The organism is Microvirga sesbaniae (assembly GCF_025460805.1).
Classification (GTDB): Bacteria; Pseudomonadota; Alphaproteobacteria; order Rhizobiales; family Beijerinckiaceae; genus Microvirga; species Microvirga sesbaniae.
Window position 1 is genome coordinate 64,729 of the sequence record NZ_JAMXFJ010000020.1, and the last position, 17,186, is coordinate 81,914.

The 17,186-nt window shown below is 66.1% G+C and carries 10 protein-coding genes; 5 read left to right on the forward strand and 5 right to left on the reverse strand.

Annotated elements, in window-relative coordinates; all coding sequences use genetic code 11:
* The first annotated feature begins 408 nt into the window (after nucleotides 1-408).
* Nucleotides 409-1,635 carry a lytic murein transglycosylase gene (locus OCW50_RS22815; RefSeq protein WP_262299080.1) on the forward strand — a complete coding sequence of 409 codons (1,227 nt, stop codon included), beginning with the start codon at nucleotides 409-411 and terminating at the stop codon, nucleotides 1,633-1,635.
* Between the two features lie 57 nt (nucleotides 1,636-1,692).
* The gene (locus OCW50_RS22820; RefSeq protein WP_262273040.1) at nucleotides 1,693-2,937 is read left to right on the forward strand and encodes an SGNH/GDSL hydrolase family protein; all 1,245 of its coding nucleotides are present in this window, start codon (nucleotides 1,693-1,695) and stop codon (nucleotides 2,935-2,937) included.
* Nucleotides 2,938-3,695: 758 nt separating this feature from the next.
* Here OCW50_RS22820 and OCW50_RS22825 read toward each other — a convergent pair.
* Both OCW50_RS22825 and gltB read right to left on the reverse strand, forming a co-directional pair.
* Nucleotides 3,696-5,117 (reverse strand): glutamate synthase subunit beta, encoded by a 1,422-nt coding sequence (locus OCW50_RS22825; RefSeq protein ID WP_262299081.1) that lies wholly within the window; start codon nucleotides 5,115-5,117, stop codon nucleotides 3,696-3,698.
* Between the two features lie 18 nt (nucleotides 5,118-5,135).
* Nucleotides 5,136-9,854: a glutamate synthase large subunit gene (gene gltB, locus OCW50_RS22830; RefSeq protein ID WP_373371492.1), complete on the reverse strand. Its 4,719-nt coding sequence runs from the start codon at nucleotides 9,852-9,854 to the stop codon at nucleotides 5,136-5,138.
* An 858-nt stretch (nucleotides 9,855-10,712) separates the two neighbouring features.
* Here gltB and OCW50_RS22835 point away from each other — a divergent pair.
* Nucleotides 10,713-11,789 (forward strand): threonine aldolase family protein, encoded by a 1,077-nt coding sequence (locus OCW50_RS22835; RefSeq protein WP_262299082.1) that lies wholly within the window; start codon nucleotides 10,713-10,715, stop codon nucleotides 11,787-11,789.
* Between the two features lie 163 nt (nucleotides 11,790-11,952).
* Here OCW50_RS22835 and OCW50_RS22840 read toward each other — a convergent pair whose 3' ends face one another.
* Entirely contained in the window at nucleotides 11,953-12,411 is a 459-nt protein-coding gene (locus OCW50_RS22840) for an Hsp20 family protein (RefSeq protein ID WP_262299083.1), read from the reverse strand.
* A gap of 288 nt (nucleotides 12,412-12,699) precedes the next feature.
* Between OCW50_RS22840 and OCW50_RS22845 the strand changes: the two genes are divergently transcribed.
* A complete protein-coding gene (locus tag OCW50_RS22845; protein WP_262299084.1) occupies nucleotides 12,700-13,761 on the forward strand; it encodes an alpha/beta fold hydrolase in 1,062 nt (353 codons plus the stop codon).
* Here the strand turns inward: OCW50_RS22845 and hisN are convergent.
* Nucleotides 13,681-14,463, reverse strand: coding sequence for a histidinol-phosphatase (gene hisN / locus OCW50_RS22850; RefSeq protein WP_262299085.1), 783 nt, complete (start codon nucleotides 14,461-14,463; stop codon nucleotides 13,681-13,683). The two genes, OCW50_RS22845 and hisN, sit on opposite strands and share 81 nt — an antisense overlap.
* A gap of 117 nt (nucleotides 14,464-14,580) precedes the next feature.
* Between hisN and OCW50_RS22855 the strand changes: the two genes are divergently transcribed.
* A complete protein-coding gene (locus OCW50_RS22855) occupies nucleotides 14,581-15,840 on the forward strand; it encodes an MFS transporter (protein WP_262299086.1) in 1,260 nt (419 codons plus the stop codon).
* 323 nt (nucleotides 15,841-16,163) lie between these two features.
* Here OCW50_RS22855 and OCW50_RS22860 read toward each other — a convergent pair whose 3' ends face one another.
* Nucleotides 16,164-17,054, reverse strand: a complete 891-nt coding sequence (locus tag OCW50_RS22860) for an N-formylglutamate amidohydrolase (RefSeq protein WP_262299087.1) — start codon at nucleotides 17,052-17,054, stop codon at nucleotides 16,164-16,166.
* Nucleotides 17,055-17,186: the final 132 nt, after the last annotated feature.

Consider the following 17,186-nt stretch of genomic DNA (forward strand, 5'->3'; position numbering starts at 1 on the left):
GCAGCTAAGGACCTGAACGAACGCTGAGTTCCCGTGGTTGAGCTGCCAACAGAGGCGGTTTTGAGGAGAGCGCCCGGCCCTAGCGCATCGGACGGACCCAGAGGGCCGCGTCAGCGAAAAGTGGACCCGGTATTCGCTGACGCGGCCCTTCGGGTCACTAGCGTGGCCCTTCGGGTCGCTTGCGCGGCCCGCTGGGTCCGCCTGATCCGATGCGCCGGTCAAGAGAAGGAGCCTCGGATGAATCCCAAAAGTGGTGTCCACTTTTCACGTCCGAGGCTCTAACGTCCCGTTGCCGGCCCCTCGGCACATATGGACGCACTCTCGAACGGGAGAGCTATCAACCGCCTGTTAACCTGCTTAGTGTCGCATTGGCAGGGCAGATCTGTCCTGTTTCCGTGAGCGACGTCCATGCGCCAGCCGCTGTCCCTGGTGCGCCGAATGTCCGGCGCACTCCTCCTCGGCCTGAGCCTCACCGCAGGTGCGGCCGGCATTCCTCTGCCCGTGCAGGCGCAGGAAGTCTCCCAGGCCGGGTTCCAGCGCTTCGTGCAGGGCCTTTGGCCGGCGGCCAAGGCGCGGGGCGTGTCACGGGCGACCTTCGAGGAGGCGTTCCGGGGCGTCGAGCCCGACGGCAAGATCATCGCGCTCACGAAGAAGCAGTCGGAATTCGTCCGGCCGATCTGGGATTACATCAACGGCGCCATCTCGGCCCAGCGCCTGAAGCGCGGGCAGGACATGGCGGCCGAGTGGTCCAAGACCCTGGCGGCGGTCGAGCGTACCTACGGGGTCCCGCGGTCGGTCGTGCTCGGCGTCTGGGGCATGGAGACCAATTTCGGCAGCTTCACGGGGTCGATCTATGCGGTCCGGGCGCTGGCGACCCTGGCCTATACCGGCTACCGGGGCGACTTCTTCCGGGAGGAACTGCTGACCGCCCTTCAGATCCTTGAGGGCGAGCACATCGACCGTTCCAAGATGCTCGGATCCTGGGCCGGCGCCATGGGCCAGACCCAGTTCATGCCCTCGAGCTTCATGAAGTTCGCCGTCGACGGCAACCGGGACGGCATCCGGGATATCTGGTCCTCGGTGCCCGACGCCATGGCGTCCACCGCCAACTACCTGCGGCAGCACGGCTGGGAGCCGGGACTGCCCTGGGGCTTCGAGGTGGCGCTCCCGCGCGGCTTCGACTACCGGCATCTGCGGCAGGACTTCGCCCGTTGGCAGGCCGCGGGCGTCCGGCGCGCCGACGGAAAGGCGATGCCCCGCTCGGGCGAGGCCACGCTGTTCCTGCCGGGCGGCGCCGGCGGCCCCGCCTTCCTGGTCACCCGCAACTACGACGTCATCAAAGCCTACAACTCGTCCGACGCCTATGCCATGGGAGTCGCCCACCTCGGCGACCGCGTCCTGGGCGGGCTGCCGATCCAGGGGGCTTGGCCGAAGGATCAGCCCATGCTCGACAAGGATCAGCGCCAGGAATTGCAGGAGCGGCTGGCCGGCCTCGGGTTCTATGAAGGCACCACGGACGGCAAGCTCGGCTCCAGGACCCGGGAAGCCGTTCGGAACTTCCAGCTGCGCCGTGGCTTGATCCCGGATGGCTATGCCGATTATGCGGTCCTGCGCGAATTGCGCGCGACCCGCTGACGGAGTTCCTAACAGGCTCTATACTCAAGGCTGGTCCGGAATGAAGTGGAACCGCCTATGACCCTGGTGCCGATCCTTCGCTGCGCGACCCTCGCCCTGTTTCTCGCCGGGAGCGGGGGCGCCATGGCCCAATCCGGGTATTACCAGCAGCCCGGCCAGCGCGATCTGCGGGCCTATCCGCCGGGCTATTATCCGGGAAAGCTCGTGCAGCCCGCGCAGCCTCAGCCGCAGCAGGGCTTCAGCCTGCGGCGCTTCTTCGGCGTCCCCGACGAACCCCCGCCGGCCGCCCGCGCGCCCGTCGCACGCCCCCGCAGGTCCGCCCCGCCACCCGCCGCGGTGGCGAAACAGGAAAAGCCGAAGGTCGATCCGAGCACCCAGGTGGTGGTGTTCGGAGATGCCCTGGCCGGCTATGCCCGCCAGGGGCTCGACGCGCATTTCTCCGAGAACCAGGATGTGGCGGTCGTGCCGAAAACCCGGGACGTCAGCCTCGTGCGGACCGATCCGTCCGACTGGCCCAATTTCATTAAGGCGACCCTTGACGGCGGGCAGAAGGCCACGGTGGCGGTCGTCATGCTCGGCGCGAGCGACCGGCAGGCGATCCGCGAGGGCGAGGACAATGTCGAGCCCCTGTCCGACCGCTGGAAGGACCTCTACCGCCAGCGCGTCGACGCCATCGTGAACACGTTCAGGGAGCGCAGGATCCCCTTCGTCTGGATCGGCCTGCCGCCGATGAAGAACAGCAAGGCGACGGAGGATCTGGTCGCCATCAACGAGATCTACAAGGACAGCGTCCAGCGCGGCGGTGGCGCCTATGTGGACATCTGGCCGGGCTTCGTGGACGACGAGAACCGCTACACGGCCGAGGGGCCCGATGTCGACGGCGAGCCCGCCAAGCTGCGGACCAACGAGGGCGTGTTCTTCACCCGTGCCGGCGCGCGCAAGGTCGCTTTCTTCGCCGATACCGAGATCAAGCGGATTCTCGGTCAGGGCGGAACGGCGACGGCTGCCGCGCCCAAACCCGCCGACACCGCCCCGGCGGATGGGTCCCCAGCGCCCTCCATCGAAGCGGCGATCCCGGCGCCGCCGGATGCCGCCGTGCCGGTCACGCTGCCCTCGAAGCCGCTGGTCGGACCGGTCCTGCCCCTGACCCGCCAGGACGTGGCTCCCGGAGGAACGCTGGTTTCGGCCCCGCCGAAGCTGACCGGGGACAGCGCCTACACGGTGCAGCGCGCGCTGCGGGTGGGGATCGCCCCCGGCTCACGTCCCGGCCGCGCGGATGATTTCCGCTGGCCCAATCCTTAGAGCATTTTTCGGTGAGGTGGATCCGGTTTTTCGCGCTCAACGATGCTCTCATCTAAAGAGAACGCATCGGATCTGATCCCGAAAGTGGTCTCCACTATTCACGTCCGAGGCTCTAAAGCATCGGACGTGAAAAGTGGACTTGCACTTTTGGGATCCATCCGATGCTTTCTTCTTGAATGAGAGCATCGGTCAGGACGGAAAACCGGATCCACTTTTCCGTCCGATGCTCTAGCACATTGTTCGGGGCGGACCCGGAGAGCCGCGTCAGCGGCCCGCTTTCGTGCGCACGATGCGCCCGGCTCTCTTCCGATCGAGATCACCGGGACAAGCCCGGTGATGACGTGGAGAGGTGAAACGGGCCGGTGCGAACACCCTCCCCACGTCATGGCACCCTCCGCCCGTCCTGCCACCCTCCGCACGTCATGGCCGGGCTTGTCCCGGCCATCCCGATCCGGTGAAGCGCAGCACCTCTCAGAAGCGGGATCACCGGGACGAGCCCGGTGATGACGTGGTGTGTGTGTGGTCCGGCGATGCCACCCTCCGCACGTCATGGCCGGGCCTTGTGCCGGCCATCCCGATTGTTTGAAGCGCTAGAGCGGCTTCCACTCACGTGGAATCATCTCTCTTCTTTGCCGAGCCGCATTTTTTGACGGTGAACCGGATCCACTTCACCGAAAAATGCTCTCGCGATCTCCGTCACGAGAAAGGCGGTTCACTCCTCATGAACCGCTTTGTCCTTTTGCAGGCAGGCCGCCGGGTCACACCGGCAGGCTGCTCTGCCCCATCAGGAAGGTGTCGATCGAGCGGGCGGCCTGGCGCCCCTCCCGGATGGCCCAGACCACGAGCGACTGGCCGCGGCGCATGTCGCCGGCCACGAACACCTTCTCGCTCGACGTCCGGTAGCTCCGGTCGTCCGCCACCACGTTGCTGCGGCGGTCCAGGGCGACGCCGGATTCGTCCAGCAGGCCCGCCTTCACCGAGCCGGCGAAGCCGATGGCGATGAAGACCAGGTCGGCCTTGAGGAGGAACTCGGTGTCGGGAATCGGCTGGCGCTTCTCGTCCACGCGGGCGCATTGCACGCCGATGACGCGACCCTTCTTGCCCTCGATGCCGAGCGTTGCCGCCTGGAACTCGCGCTCCGCACCTTCCGCCTGGGACGAGGAGGTGCGCATCTTGGTCGGCCAGTAGGGCCACACGGTCAGCTTGTCCTCGCGCTCCGGCGGCTTGGGGCGGATGTCGAGCTGGGTGACGGAGAGCGCGCCCTGGCGGAAGGCGGTGCCGACGCAGTCGGAGGCCGTGTCGCCGCCGCCGATCACCACCACATGCTTGCCGGCCGCGACGATCGGATCGGCGGTGACGTCCTCGTTGCCGACGCGCTGGTTGGCCTGGACCAGATAGGGCATCGCGTAGTGCACGCCGGCGAGCTCCTGCCCCGGCAGGTTCGGGTTGCGCGGATCCTCCGCGCCGCCGGCGAAGAGCACGGCGTCGAACTCGTTGTGCAGCGACGCGAAGCTCTTGTCGACGCCGACATTGACGCCGCAATGGAAGATCACGCCTTCGGCTTCCATCTGCTTCACGCGTCGGTCGATGTGGTACTTCTCCATCTTGAAGTCCGGGATGCCGTAGCGCAGCAGCCCGCCGGGCTTCGCCTGGCGCTCGAACACGTGCACCTCGTGACCGGCGCGGGCGAGCTGCTGGGCGCCGGCCATGCCGGCCGGGCCCGAGCCGATCACGGCCACGCGCTTGCCGGTCGAGATGTCCGCCGGCTCCGGCTTCACGAAGCCCATCTCCCAGGCCTTGTCGGCGATCGCCTGCTCGATGGTCTTGATGGTAACCGGCTGGTTCTCGAGGTTGAGCGTGCAGGCTTCCTCGCACGGTGCCGGGCAGATGCGTCCGGTGAATTCCGGGAAGTTGTTGGTGGTGTGAAGGTTGCGCGCAGCCTCCTCCCAGTCGTCGGACCAGACCAGATCGTTCCAGTCGGGGATCTGGTTGTGCACCGGACAGCCCGTCGGACCGTGGCAAAAGGGAATGCCGCAATCCATGCAGCGCCCCGCCTGCTTCTTCAGATCGTTGTCGTCGAGCGGCAGCGTGAACTCGCGGAAGTGGCGCACGCGCTCCCCGGCGAGCTGATACTTCTGCTCCTGCCGGTCGTATTCGAGAAAGCCTGTGACCTTGCCCATCGGTTTGCCCCTTAATCCTTATTCCGCCGCCTGCAGGTTCCGGAGACGGTCCATCTCCTGGAGCGCGCGGCGATACTCGACCGGCATGACCTTCACGAACTTGGTGCGGTAGGTCGTCCAGTTGTCGAGGATCTCCTTGGCGCGCGTCGAGCCCGTGTAGGTGTGGTGGTTGGTGATCAGCTGCATCAGGCGCTCTTCATCGGGGCCGGACATGTTGGCCATGATGTCGATGCGGCCCTTGGTCTCCAGATCGCCGCCGTGATGGTGGAGGCGGCGCATCAGGTCCTCCTCTTCCTCGACGGGTTCGAGATCGACCATGGACAGGTTGCAGCGCTTTCCGAACGTGCCGTCCTCGTCGAGCACGTAGGCGATGCCGCCCGACATGCCGGCCGCGAAGTTGCGGCCCGTCTGTCCCAGCACCACCACGAGGCCGCCGGTCATGTATTCGCAGCCGTGATCGCCCGTTCCCTCGACAACCGCGATGGCGCCCGAGTTGCGGACGGCGAAGCGCTCGCCCGCGACGCCACGGAAATACGCCTCACCGGCAATCGCCCCGTACATCACCGTGTTGCCGACGACGATGGAGCGCTCGGGGAGAGCCTTCGAGTCCGGCGACGGTGCGATGATGATCTTGCCGCCCGACAGCCCCTTGCCGACATAGTCGTTCGCCTCGCCCTCCAGGTTGAGCGTCACGCCGGCCGCGAGCCATGCGCCGAAGCTCTGGCCGGCGACGCCCTTGAGCTTCACGGTGATCGTGTCGTCGGGCAGGCCCTCGTGGCCGTAGCGCTTCGCCACCTCGCCGGACAGCATGGCGCCCACGGTTCGGTCGGAACTCTTCACCTGCGACTCGATGGTGACGGCTTCGCCGTTCTCCAGCGCGGGACCGGCCTGCGCGATGAATGTGCGGTCGAGCACGCTGGCGATGGGATGGACCTGCCGTTCCTGGTGGCGGATCGCCACGCTCGCAGGCACGTCCGGCTTGTGGAACAGCCTCGTGAAGTCGAGCCCCTTCGCCTTCCAGTGGTCGATGGCCGCGTTCTTGTCGAGGAGATCGGATTGACCGATCATCTCGTCGATGGACGTGAAGCCCATCTCGGCCATCAGCTCGCGCACCTCTTCGGCGACGAAGAAGAAGTAGTTGATGACGTGCTCCGGCAGGCCCTTGAAGCGCTTGCGCAGAACCGGATCCTGCGTGGCCACGCCGACCGGGCAGGTGTTGAGGTGGCACTTGCGCATCATGATGCAGCCGGCGGCGATCAGGGGCGCGGTCGAGAAGCCGTATTCGTCGGCGCCGAGCAGCGCCGCGATCACCACGTCGCGTCCGGTGCGAAGTCCGCCGTCGGCCTGCAGGGCGACACGCCCGCGCAGGCGGTTGAGCACGAGGGTCTGCTGGGTCTCGGCGAGGCCGATCTCCCAGGGCGAGCCCGCATGCTTGAGCGAGGTGAGGGGAGACGCTCCGGTGCCGCCCTCGAAGCCGGAGATCGTGATGTGATCGGCGCGCGCCTTGGCGACGCCCGCCGCCACCGTGCCGACGCCGACCTCCGCCACGAGCTTCACCGACACGTCGGCCGACGGGTTCACGTTCTTCAGGTCGAAGATCAGCTGCGCCAGATCCTCGATGGAGTAGATGTCGTGGTGCGGCGGCGGGGAGATCAGGCCCACGCCGGGAGTCGAGTGGCGCACGCGGGCGATCTTCACGTCAACCTTGTGGCCGGGCAGCTGGCCGCCTTCGCCGGGCTTGGCGCCCTGGGCCACCTTGATCTGCATCATGTCGGCATTGACGAGATATTCCGTCGTCACGCCGAAGCGGCCGGAGGCCACCTGCTTGATGGCGGAGCGCTTGGAGCGTCCGTCGGAGAGAGGACGGAAGCGCTCCGGCTCCTCGCCGCCCTCGCCGGTGTTGGACTTGCCCCCGATGGCGTTCATGGCAAGCGCCAGCGTCTCGTGCGCCTCCTTCGAAATCGACCCGAAGGACATGGCTCCCGTGGAGAAGCGCTTCACGATCTCCTGGGCTGGTTCCACTTCGCTCAGGGCGACCGGCGCACGGCCCGTCTCGTCCGCGTTCTTGATGCGGAAGAGGCCGCGGATGGTCTTGAGCTCGTTGTCCTGCTCGTTCACGAGGCGGGCATATTCGCGGTAGCGGTCCTGCGCGTTCAGGCGCACGGCGTGCTGCAGCGTCGCGACCGTGTCCGGGTTCCAGGCATGGACTTCGCCGCGCTGGCGATAGGCGTACTCGCCACCCACGTCGAGCGCGTTGCGGTAGATCGGGGCGTCGCCGAAGGCGTCGCGATGGCGGCGGACGTTCTCTTCCGCCACCTCGTCCATGCCGATGCCCTCGATGGTGGTCGCGGTCCCGAAGAAATCGCGCGCCACGAATTCGGACTTCAGGCCGACCGCATCGAAGATCTGCGCGCCGCAATAGGACTGGTAGGTGGAGATGCCCATCTTGGACATCACCTTGAGCAGGCCCTTGCCGATGGACTTGATGTAGCGCTTGATCGCCTCGTCGGCGTCGACCTCTTCCGGCAGCTCACCGGCTTCGAGCATGGCCGCGATGGTCTCGAAGGCGAGATAGGGGTTGATCGCTTCCGCGCCGTACCCGGCGAGGCAGGCGAAGTGATGGATCTCGCGCGGCTCGCCGGACTCGACCACGAGGCCGACCGAGGTGCGCAGCCCCTTGCGGATCAGGTAGTTGTGAACGGCCGCGGTGGCGAGCAGCGCCGGGATCGGAATGCGGTCCGGGCCGACCATGCGGTCGGACAGGATGATGATGTTGTAGCCGCCGTGCACGGCGGCTTCCGCCCGGTCGCAGAGACGGTCGAGCGCGCCGTCGAGAGCCGATGCGCTGAGCTCGGCGTCATAGGTGATGTCGAGGGTCTTGGTGTCGAACCGGTCCTCGAAATGCCCGATGCAGCGGATCTTCTCCAGGTCCTCGTTGGTGAGGATCGGCTGGCGCACCTCGAGGCGCTTGCGCCGGGACGTGCCTTCCAGATCGAGGATGTTCGGGCGTGGCCCGATGAACGACACAAGGCTCATGACGAGCTCCTCGCGGATCGGATCGATCGGCGGGTTCGTCACCTGGGCGAAGTTCTGCTTGAAGTAGGTGTAGAGCAGCTTCGGCTTGTCGGAGAGCGCGGAGATCGGCGTGTCCGACCCCATGGAGCCGACCGCCTCCTGGCCGGTGACGGCCATGGGCTGCATGAGGAGCTTGAGGTCCTCCGCCGTGTAGCCGAAAGCCTGCTGGCGGTCGAGGAGCGACACGTCCGTGCGGGACTCGCGCGCCTGCACGGGCTTGAGATCCTCGAGCACGATCTGCGTGCGCTTCAGCCACTCCTTGTACGGGTGCGCGTTGGAGAGCTGCTGCTTGATCTCGTCGTCGGAGACGATGCGCCCTTCCTCCAGATCGATGAGAAGCATCTTGCCCGGCTGCAGGCGCCACTTCTCGACGATCCTCTCCTCCGGGATCGGCAGCACGCCCATCTCGGAGGCGAGCACCACGAGCCCGTCGTCCGTCACGAGGTAGCGCGCCGGCCGCAGGCCGTTGCGGTCCAGCGTCGCGCCGATCTGCTTGCCGTCCGTGAAGCACACGGCCGCCGGGCCGTCCCACGGCTCCATGAGGGCCGCATGATATTCGTAGAACGCGCGCCGGTCGTCGTTCATGAGCGGGTTGCCGGCCCAGGCCTCCGGGATCAGCATCATCATGGCGTGCGAGAGCGCGTAGCCGCCGCGCACCAAGAACTCGAGCGCGTTGTCGAAGCAGGCCGTGTCGGACTGGCCCTCGTACGAGATCGGCCAGAGCTTCGAGATGTCGTTGCCGAAAAGGTCCGAGTCGACCGAAGCCTGGCGGGCCGCCATCCAGTTCACGTTGCCGCGCAGGGTGTTGATCTCGCCGTTATGGGCGACCATGCGGTAGGGGTGCGCGAGCTGCCAGGTCGGGAAGGTGTTGGTGGCGAAGCGCTGGTGCACGAGCGCGATGGCGCTCTCGAAGCGCTCGTCCTGCAGGTCGAGGTAATAGTCGCGCAGCTGGGTGACGAGCACCATGCCCTTGTAGACGATGGTGCGCGAGGACAGGCTGACCGGATAATAGCCGGCGGTGCGCCCATCCTTCATGTCGTAGACGGCGTTGGAGATCACCTTGCGGGCGATGAACAGGCGGCGCTCGAACGTCTCGGCATCGTCCATGCCCTTGCCCTTGCCGATGAAGATCTGGCGGTGCTGCGGCTCGGTGGCCTTCACGCTCTCGCCGAGATCGCTCGAATCGACCGGCACGTCGCGCCAGCCGAGAACCTGCAGGCCCTCGTCGGTGATCGCCTTGGTGACGATCTCCTCGACGAGCTGGAAGCCCTCCGGATCGCGGGGCATGAACAGATGGCCGACGCCGTATTGCCCTTCCTCGGGCAGCCAGATGCCGACCTTGGCGCATTCGGCGGCAAAGAACTTGTGCGGGACCTGAACCAGGATGCCGCAGCCGTCGCCCATCTTGGGGTCGGCCCCGACCGCGCCGCGGTGATCGAGGTTATGCAGGATGGACAGGCCCTGCTCGACGATCGCGTGCGACTTGCGGTTCTTCATGTCGGCGATGAAACCGACACCGCAGGAATCCTGCTCGTTCGAGGGGTCATAGAGCCCCTGGGCAGCCGGCAGGCCCGGATCGCGCACCACTTTGACCGCATCCGCCATCGTGGCCGTACGGCTTGGCACTTGTGCTTCCAGGCTCTTTGTCGGCTCGTCGCTCATGGCAGATCCTCACATCCGAACACGTCATCTCAGCATCGGACCCGAAAGTGGCGCCCACTTTCGGGATCAACCCGATGCCCCGTTTCTCGCCTGCGCATCGTTCGGCGCGGAAAACCGTGTCCGCTTGTCCGCACGATGCGCTGTTCTTTGAGGCGGCTTTTGGGCCCACCGGATGATCGGATCGTCCGGGCGCCCGCCGCTTCTTCGGGTTCCGAGGGTTGGGTCCGGCAGGGGAGCCCGCACCTCGCGGGCACCTTTGGGCTGTCGTCAGCCCAGAGTCGCCCGTTCCGCCCACGCTTTGCGGGCGGCTTTTTTGGTATCTCGTTTCGTTCGCGTCAGGCGAAGCATCAAGAAAACCCCAGGGCAACGTCAGGGTGAAAGCACCCCGAAAGGGACAGCATGGCTGTCCTAATAAGGGCAAGGTGCCAGAGATCAGCGCAGTGCACAAGAGGGTTTGGAAAGATTTTAGACAAAAGTTACAAGGCGGGGACTCAGAATGTAACAAAAGCAGGTTTGGCCCTGGAGGGACGAAAGTCTCCGCCGATGGGTCAACGATCTTGACATGTTGCCCGCGATGCAGCGTTTCGGTCTCCGTCCAGCAGGGGAAGCATCCGGCCCATGTCCAAAACGGGCATTCCCCGGGCGGTCGCAATGGTCTAGAGCATCGGACCCGATGCTCATATCTTGAACGGCGTATCGGAAGAGGCGGACCCAGCGGGCCACGCTCGTGAGCCGAAGGGCCGCGCCAGCGGCCCTCTGGGTCCGTTCTGACCGATGCTCTCATTCAAGAAGAAAGCATCGGATGGATCCCAAAAGTGCAAGTCCACTTTTCACGTCCGATGCTCTAGGAAACGATTCATGAATTTCGCCAGCGACAACATCGTAGGAGCCAGCGCTCCCGTTCTCCAGGCCATCATGCAGGCCAATGCCGGGGCTATGGCGGCCTACGGCCATGACGAGATCACGGCCCGCGTCCGGACGCGGTTCAACGCGATCTTCGAGCGCGAGGTCTCCGTGTTCTTCGTCACGACCGGCACGGCCGCCAACGCGCTCGCCCTGTCGGCCGCGGTGCCTCCTTACGGCCTGTGCGTCTGCCACCGGGAGGCGCACATCATCGATGACGAGTGCGGCGCACCGGAATTCTTCATGCACGGGGCAAAGCTCGCCGGATTGCCGGGCGTCGGCGCCAAGCTGACGGCGGCCGATGTCGCGTCCTATCTCGAAAGCCTGCCGAAGGCGGTCAAGCAGATGCCCCCGAAGGCGCTGTCGGTCTCGCAGGTGAGCGAATGCGGCCTCGTCTACGGGCTCGATGAACTCGCCGAACTCGGACAGGTCTGCCGCGAGCGCGGCCTCTCGTTCCACATGGACGGGGCGCGATTCGTGAACGCGCTCGTCTCCCTCGGCTGCACCCCGGCCGAGATGACCTGGAAGCAGGGCGTGGACATCCTGTCCTTCGGGGCCACCAAGAACGGCGGCCTGATGGCCGAGGCCATCGTGGTGTTCCGGAAGGACCTGGCGGAGGCGCTCGACTACCGGTCCAAGCGCGCCGGCCAGATCATTTCCAAGGGCCGCCTCATCGGGGCGCAGTTCGAGGGCTATTTCGCGGACGATCATTGGATCGCCAATGCGCGCCACGCCAACCGCATTGCGGGGATCCTGTCGGAGGGGCTCTCGCAGTTGCCGGGCGTGCGTCTCGCTTGGCCGTCGCAGGCCAACGAGGTCTTTCCGATCATCCCGAAGGCTCTGGACCAGGCGCTGAAGGCGGCCGGGATGCACTATCATTCCTGGACGGAGCTGAGCCTGCCGGAGGCCGAACAGGTCGCCGAGCACGAGGTGCTGATCCGTCTCGTGACCTCTTGGGCCACCAGGGAAGAGGACGTGAAACGGCTGCTGGAGGTCGCCTCTTCCGGGGTAGCGCGCCAAGCCGCCGAGTGATTGCCCTAACCCTGCCGCAATCACCCGCGATTGCTTGTGGCCAGAGACCCTTGACCGACGGGGCCCCTCCAGCCCCAGCGGGATACCAAGGACCAGGATCCGACAATAAAAAAGCGCCCCGGACAAACCGGGGCGCTCTTCGTTCGGGGCTCTCGAAATCCGGTTACGCAGCCTGCTTGGCTTCGATGGTCCGAGCGCCGTTCGAGGAAATCGGGATGAGCTTCGGCTTCTTGGCCTCCGGAATCTCGCGCACGAGGTCGAGATGGAGCAGGCCGTTCTCGAGGGCCGCGCCCGTCACCTGCACGCCGTCGGCGAGCTGGAAGCGCCGGTCGAAGCTGCGCGCCGCGATGCCCTGATGGAGCACGTCGACCTTGGGCTCTTCGGAGGGCTTGCGGTCGCCCCGGACGGAGAGGGTGTTCTCCTTGACCTCGATGGTCAGGTCACGATCGGTGAAGCCGGCAACCGCGATCGAGATGCGATAGGCATTCTCGCCGGTGCGCTCGATGTTGTAAGGGGGGTAGCTCGGGGCCGCGTCGACGCTGACGAGCTGGTCGAGCATCGAGAACAAACGGTCGAAGCCGACCGTGTTGCGGTAGAGGGGAGCAAGATCGTACTGTCGCATGGCATATCCTCCGCTTGAAGCGACATGCAGAATAGGGATCCACCTGAAGCGGCTGGATCCGGGTTGGCGTGCCGCCGTCATGGCCGGCACGATCTCGATGTGGGAACCGATACGATTGCTTTCAAGAGGCTCGTTTCCTAAGCTCCAACCGCCCTATAAAGGCTAGAGCATCGGACCCGAAAGTGGACCCAGGTTTGGGTCCGATGCTCATCCCTTACAAGCGCGCATCGTTCGGAGCGGAAAACCGGGTCCGCACGATGCGCTCGTGTTCTCGAGTTGGAACCCGCCGTGGAATTCATCACCACCCCCGACAATCCCGTGCCCGGGGACCCCAAGCTGGTCTCGGTCACGGCCCGTGACGGCATCAAGATCCGGGCCGCCACCTGGATGCCCGAGACGGAGGAGCCGCAGGGAACGGTCTGCATCCTGCAGGGCAGGGCCGAGTTCATCGAAAAGTACTTCGAGGTGGTGGGCGAGCTGCTCGACCGGGGCTTTGCCGTGGTGGCCTTCGACTGGCGCGGGCAGGGGCTGTCCGGGCGCCAGGTGGGCAACCCGCGCAAGGGCCATGTCCGGCGCTTTTCGGATTTCCGGCACGATCTGGAGGCGATCCGCGACCAGATCCTGGTGCCGCACATGCCCCGGCCGCATTTCGGCCTCGCCCATTCCATGGGCGGTGCCATCGCGCTGAATGCCGCCTACGAGACCTGGCTGCCCTTCCGCCGCCTCGTCACCACGACGCCGATGATCGCGCTGTGCATCGTCAGGCGGACCCGCACCTCTGCCTTTTTCGCCCGGATCCTGAGATGTCTCGGAATGGGCGGCATGTTCGTGCCCGGTGGGGGCGAAACGTCGATCTCCACCATGCCGTTCAAGGGCAACCGCCTCACCGGCGATCCCGTCCGCTATGCCCGCAATGCCGAGGCGGCCCATGCCATCGGGGCCGGAGCCGTGGGGGCGCCCACCGTCGCCTGGCTCGACGCCGCCTTCCGCCTGATGAAGCGCTTCGCCGATCCGCGCTACGCGGTGAAGATCCGCCTGCCCACCCTCATCGTGGCGGCCGGCGCCGATCCGGTCTGCGCCACGCCGGCCACCGAGCGCTTCGCGTCCCGGCTCAAGGCCGGCTCCGTCATCGTGATCCCGGGAGCCCGGCACGAGATCCTGATGGAGCGGGATCCGATCCGGGAGCAGTTCTGGGCCGCCTTCGACGCCTTCATCCCGGGCTCTCCCGATCCGGACGCGGGCACGAAGCGCGATCTCGGAGCCGTCGGCTTAACGGCTGAGCAGCTCGACGGCGGCGGCGTGGACCCGGCGGTCGCCCGCCGCGACGATGCGCCCGCCCTCGGCCGCTGAGCCGCCCTCCCAGGTGGTCACGACGCCGCCGGCCCCTTCGATGATCGGCACGAGAGCCGCGATGTCGTAGGGCTTGAGCCCGGACTCGACCACCAGGTCGATATGGCCCGCCGCCAGCATGCAATAGGCGTAGCAATCGCAGCCGTAGCGGGCGAGGCGGGCGACGCTCTCCACGCGGTCGTAGGCGCGCAGCTCGTCGCCGGCGAAGAGGCGCGGGCTCGTGGTCGAGATGACGGCATCCTTCAGGGAGGCGCAGCGGCGCGCCATGAGCTTGCGCTCGCCCCCCGGGCCCCGATAGGTCGCGCTGCCGCCGTCGCCGAAGAAGCGCTCGCCGGTAAACGGCTGGTGCATCATGCCGAAGACCGGGCGGCGCTTGTAGGTGAGGCCGATCAGGGTGCCCCAGGTGGGCAGACCGGCGATGAAGGCCCGCGTGCCGTCGATGGGGTCGAGCACCCAGACGTAGTCCGAATCCTCGCGCTCGGCGCCGAACTCCTCGCCGACGATGCCGTGGGTGGGGAAGCTGCGCTTGATGAGGTGACGCATGGTCGCCTCGCTCGCCCGGTCGGCTTCCGTGACCGGGTCGAAGGCGCCGCCGCGAGACTTGTCCTCGGTGGCGATCGCCGTGCGGAAGAACGGCAGGATCGCTTGGCCCGACTGGGTCGCGAGCTCGTTGACGAAATGGGTGAAGTCGATGAGCCCCATGACTGAGCGGTATCCTCTTAAAGGCTAATGCGGGCAGCCTTGGCCCGGTTGCGATCAGCTTTTATCAAGCGCTTGGCGCGCGGCAAGAGAGCGATTGCGCAAAGGGATACGGCATCGATGAATTTTGCGCCCAGGCTTGGCACCTCCCGCTCGGAAACGGCGCTCTTCCTGATCGCGGTGCTCGCCGCCCTCTACGCGGTCAGCCAGTTCCTGCGCAATTCCATCGGCGTCATCGCCAACGACCTGGCCCGGGAGCTTCAGCTCTCGGCCACCCAGACGGGTCTCCTGTCCAGCGCCTTCTTCTTCGCCTTCGCGGCGGTCCAGGTTCCCATCGGCATCCTGATCGACCGGTACGGGCCGAAGCGCACCATGGTGGCGACCGCCGTGGTCACGGTGGCCGCAACCGTGCTGTTCGCTCTGGCTCCCTCCGCCTCCTGGCTCATCGCGGCCCGGGCCCTCATGGGGCTCGGCTGCTCCACGTTCTTCATGGCGCCCCTCGTGATCTATGCCCGGCGCTTCCCGCCGGAGCGGTTCGCCGGGCTCGCGAGCCTGCAGATGGGCCTGGCCAATCTCGGTACCCTGGCCGCAACGGCTCCCCTGGCGGCCGCGTCCGCCGCCTTCGGCTGGCGCTCCTCGTTCCTCGCCGTCGCCGCCCTGACGGTCGTCATCGTGCTGGCGATTCTCTGGATCGTGCCGCGGGATTCCGGCACGGGCAGGCCGAAAGAATCCTGGGCGGCCGCCTTCCAGGGCGTGCCCGCCGCCCTGAAGGTGCCGTCCTTCTGGCCGGTGTTCTTCATGCACCTGACCACCTATGGATGCTTCGCCTCCGTGATCGGGCTCTGGGGCGGGCCCTGGCTGTCGGACGTGCACGGGGCCGATCTTCCGACCCGAGGGAACATCCTGCTCCTGGGCGCCACGGCCCAGATCTGCGGCATGTTGCTCTGGGGAGCGACGGATCGGTTCTGGGGCAGCTACAAGAAGCCCGTTCTGATCGGCAGCACGACGACGATCCTGCTTCTGAGCGTCCTCGTCCTGGCGCCCCTCGACCGGACCTCCGCGACGGTCTGGTTTCCGCTCTTCGGCCTCTGCGTCGCCTATACGCCGATCCTCACCAGCCATGGAAAGTCGCTGTTCCCGGCGACCCTGACGGGCCGGGGCATCACCCTCATGAACATCGGCACCATGGGCGGAGCCTTCCTGTCCCAGAGCGTGACGGGAATGCTGATCGACCTGATGGGGCGATCCGACCAAGGCCTCTACCGGCCCGAGGGCTATCGGCTCGTGTTTGCCGCCCTGGCCGCCTGGCTGCTGCTGAGCCTTGCCTTCTACGTCAGGGCCATCGATCCGCATCCCAGCAGCCATGCAAATAAGGCATGACAAAAGCCAAGATTTTAGTTGCAATTTGTGCGATGCGGCGTAATTATTGCAGTGCGATATGGCGATGGCGTCGCCTTATCGCAGCCCTTCTTGGGCGTTTCCTCCCTAAACTTCGGGCCGCTGGCAACAGTGGCCTTTTTTCTTGCCCGCATGCTGTCTTGCCCGCATGACAAGGCGCGGCGCTGTTCGCCGAAGCGGCCCGCTGGGTCCGTTCTGACCGATGCTCTCATTCGAGAAGAAAGCATCGGATGGATCCCAAAAGGGCAAGTCCACTTTTCATGTCCGATGCTTTAGCCTGCAGGGGGATTGGCCGGGCGTCGAGGTCACTCGGCCGCAATGGACCGGATCGTCAGCTCGCCCTCGATTTCCGCGATGACCTGGGCGAAGGCCTGCGTCAGGTCCGCCGTCAGAACGGCGAAGCCGGGTTTTCTCTGCATGCTGCGCTCGTCCATGTAGAGCGCCCGGTTGATTTCAATCTGGAGCGCATGGCGCCCGAGAGCGGGCTCCCCGTAGTGTTCGGTGATGAAGCCGCCCGCGTAAGGCTTGTTGCGCAGCACCGTGTAGCCGCGTCCCCGAAGGGCTGCTTCGACGAGGTCGATCAGCAGGGTGGCGCAGCTCGTGCCGTAGCGATCGCCCAGGACGATATCGGCCTTGGCGCCGTCTTCGCGGCTGACGCTGGAGGACGGCATGGAATGGCAGTCGATCAGGATCGCGTGGCCGAAATGCTGGGCTGTGTGGCGGACCAGTTGCCGCAGGGTCCGGTGATACGGCTTGTAGAGCCATTCGATCCGCTGGAGGGCCTCCTCCACATGAAGGCGCGTGCGGTAGATCTCCTGTCCGTCGGCCACGATGCGCGGAATCGTCCCCAGGCCCCCGGCCACCCGCATGGAGCGGGTGTTGGTGAAGGGCGGCAGACGGCCGTCGAACATGCGGGAATCGAGTTCGTAGGGCTCCCGGTTCAGGTCCAGATAGGCCCGGGGGAAACGGGCGGTCATGAGGGGAGCCCCGAGGTCCGTCATCGCGGCGAACAGCTCGTCCACGAAGGCGTCTTCGGATCGCCTCAGGGCAACGGCATCGAGCCGGGACGCGGCCAGAAAGGAGGCCGGATAGACGGCTCCAGCATGCGGCACGTTGAACACGAAGGGGATCGTCTGCGCCGAAGGCTCCGTGACGATGAAGGGAGGGTCGAACTCATCAACGATGGCTGGCCGCATCAGAAATCTTGGCTAGGTTGGAAGGAAGCGGATCGTCGCGCCAGTGTAAGGCAGCCCTGACGCCTGTCCATGACAATATCGTAGCAAGGCTGCGTCGTACTTTCACGGCTTGTTTACCCTCGATCCGTCATG

What these genes read in the sequence shown, in the direction of transcription:
- OCW50_RS22815 (WP_262299080.1), top strand. Translation starts at nt 409, where the DNA reads ATGCGCCAGCCGCTGTCCCTGGTGCGCCGAATGTCCGGCGCACTCCTC.
- OCW50_RS22820 (WP_262273040.1), top strand. Translation starts at nt 1,693, where the DNA reads ATGACCCTGGTGCCGATCCTTCGCTGCGCGACCCTCGCCCTGTTTCTC.
- OCW50_RS22825 (WP_262299081.1), bottom strand. Translation starts at nt 5,117, where the DNA reads ATGGGCAAGGTCACAGGCTTTCTCGAATACGACCGGCAGGAGCAGAAG.
- gltB (WP_373371492.1), bottom strand. Translation starts at nt 9,854, where the DNA reads ATGAGCGACGAGCCGACAAAGAGCCTGGAAGCACAAGTGCCAAGCCGT.
- OCW50_RS22835 (WP_262299082.1), top strand. Translation starts at nt 10,713, where the DNA reads ATGAATTTCGCCAGCGACAACATCGTAGGAGCCAGCGCTCCCGTTCTC.
- OCW50_RS22840 (WP_262299083.1), bottom strand. Translation starts at nt 12,411, where the DNA reads ATGCGACAGTACGATCTTGCTCCCCTCTACCGCAACACGGTCGGCTTC.
- hisN (WP_262299085.1), bottom strand. Translation starts at nt 14,463, where the DNA reads ATGGGGCTCATCGACTTCACCCATTTCGTCAACGAGCTCGCGACCCAG.
- OCW50_RS22855 (WP_262299086.1), top strand. Translation starts at nt 14,581, where the DNA reads ATGAATTTTGCGCCCAGGCTTGGCACCTCCCGCTCGGAAACGGCGCTC.
- OCW50_RS22860 (WP_262299087.1), bottom strand. Translation starts at nt 17,054, where the DNA reads ATGCGGCCAGCCATCGTTGATGAGTTCGACCCTCCCTTCATCGTCACG.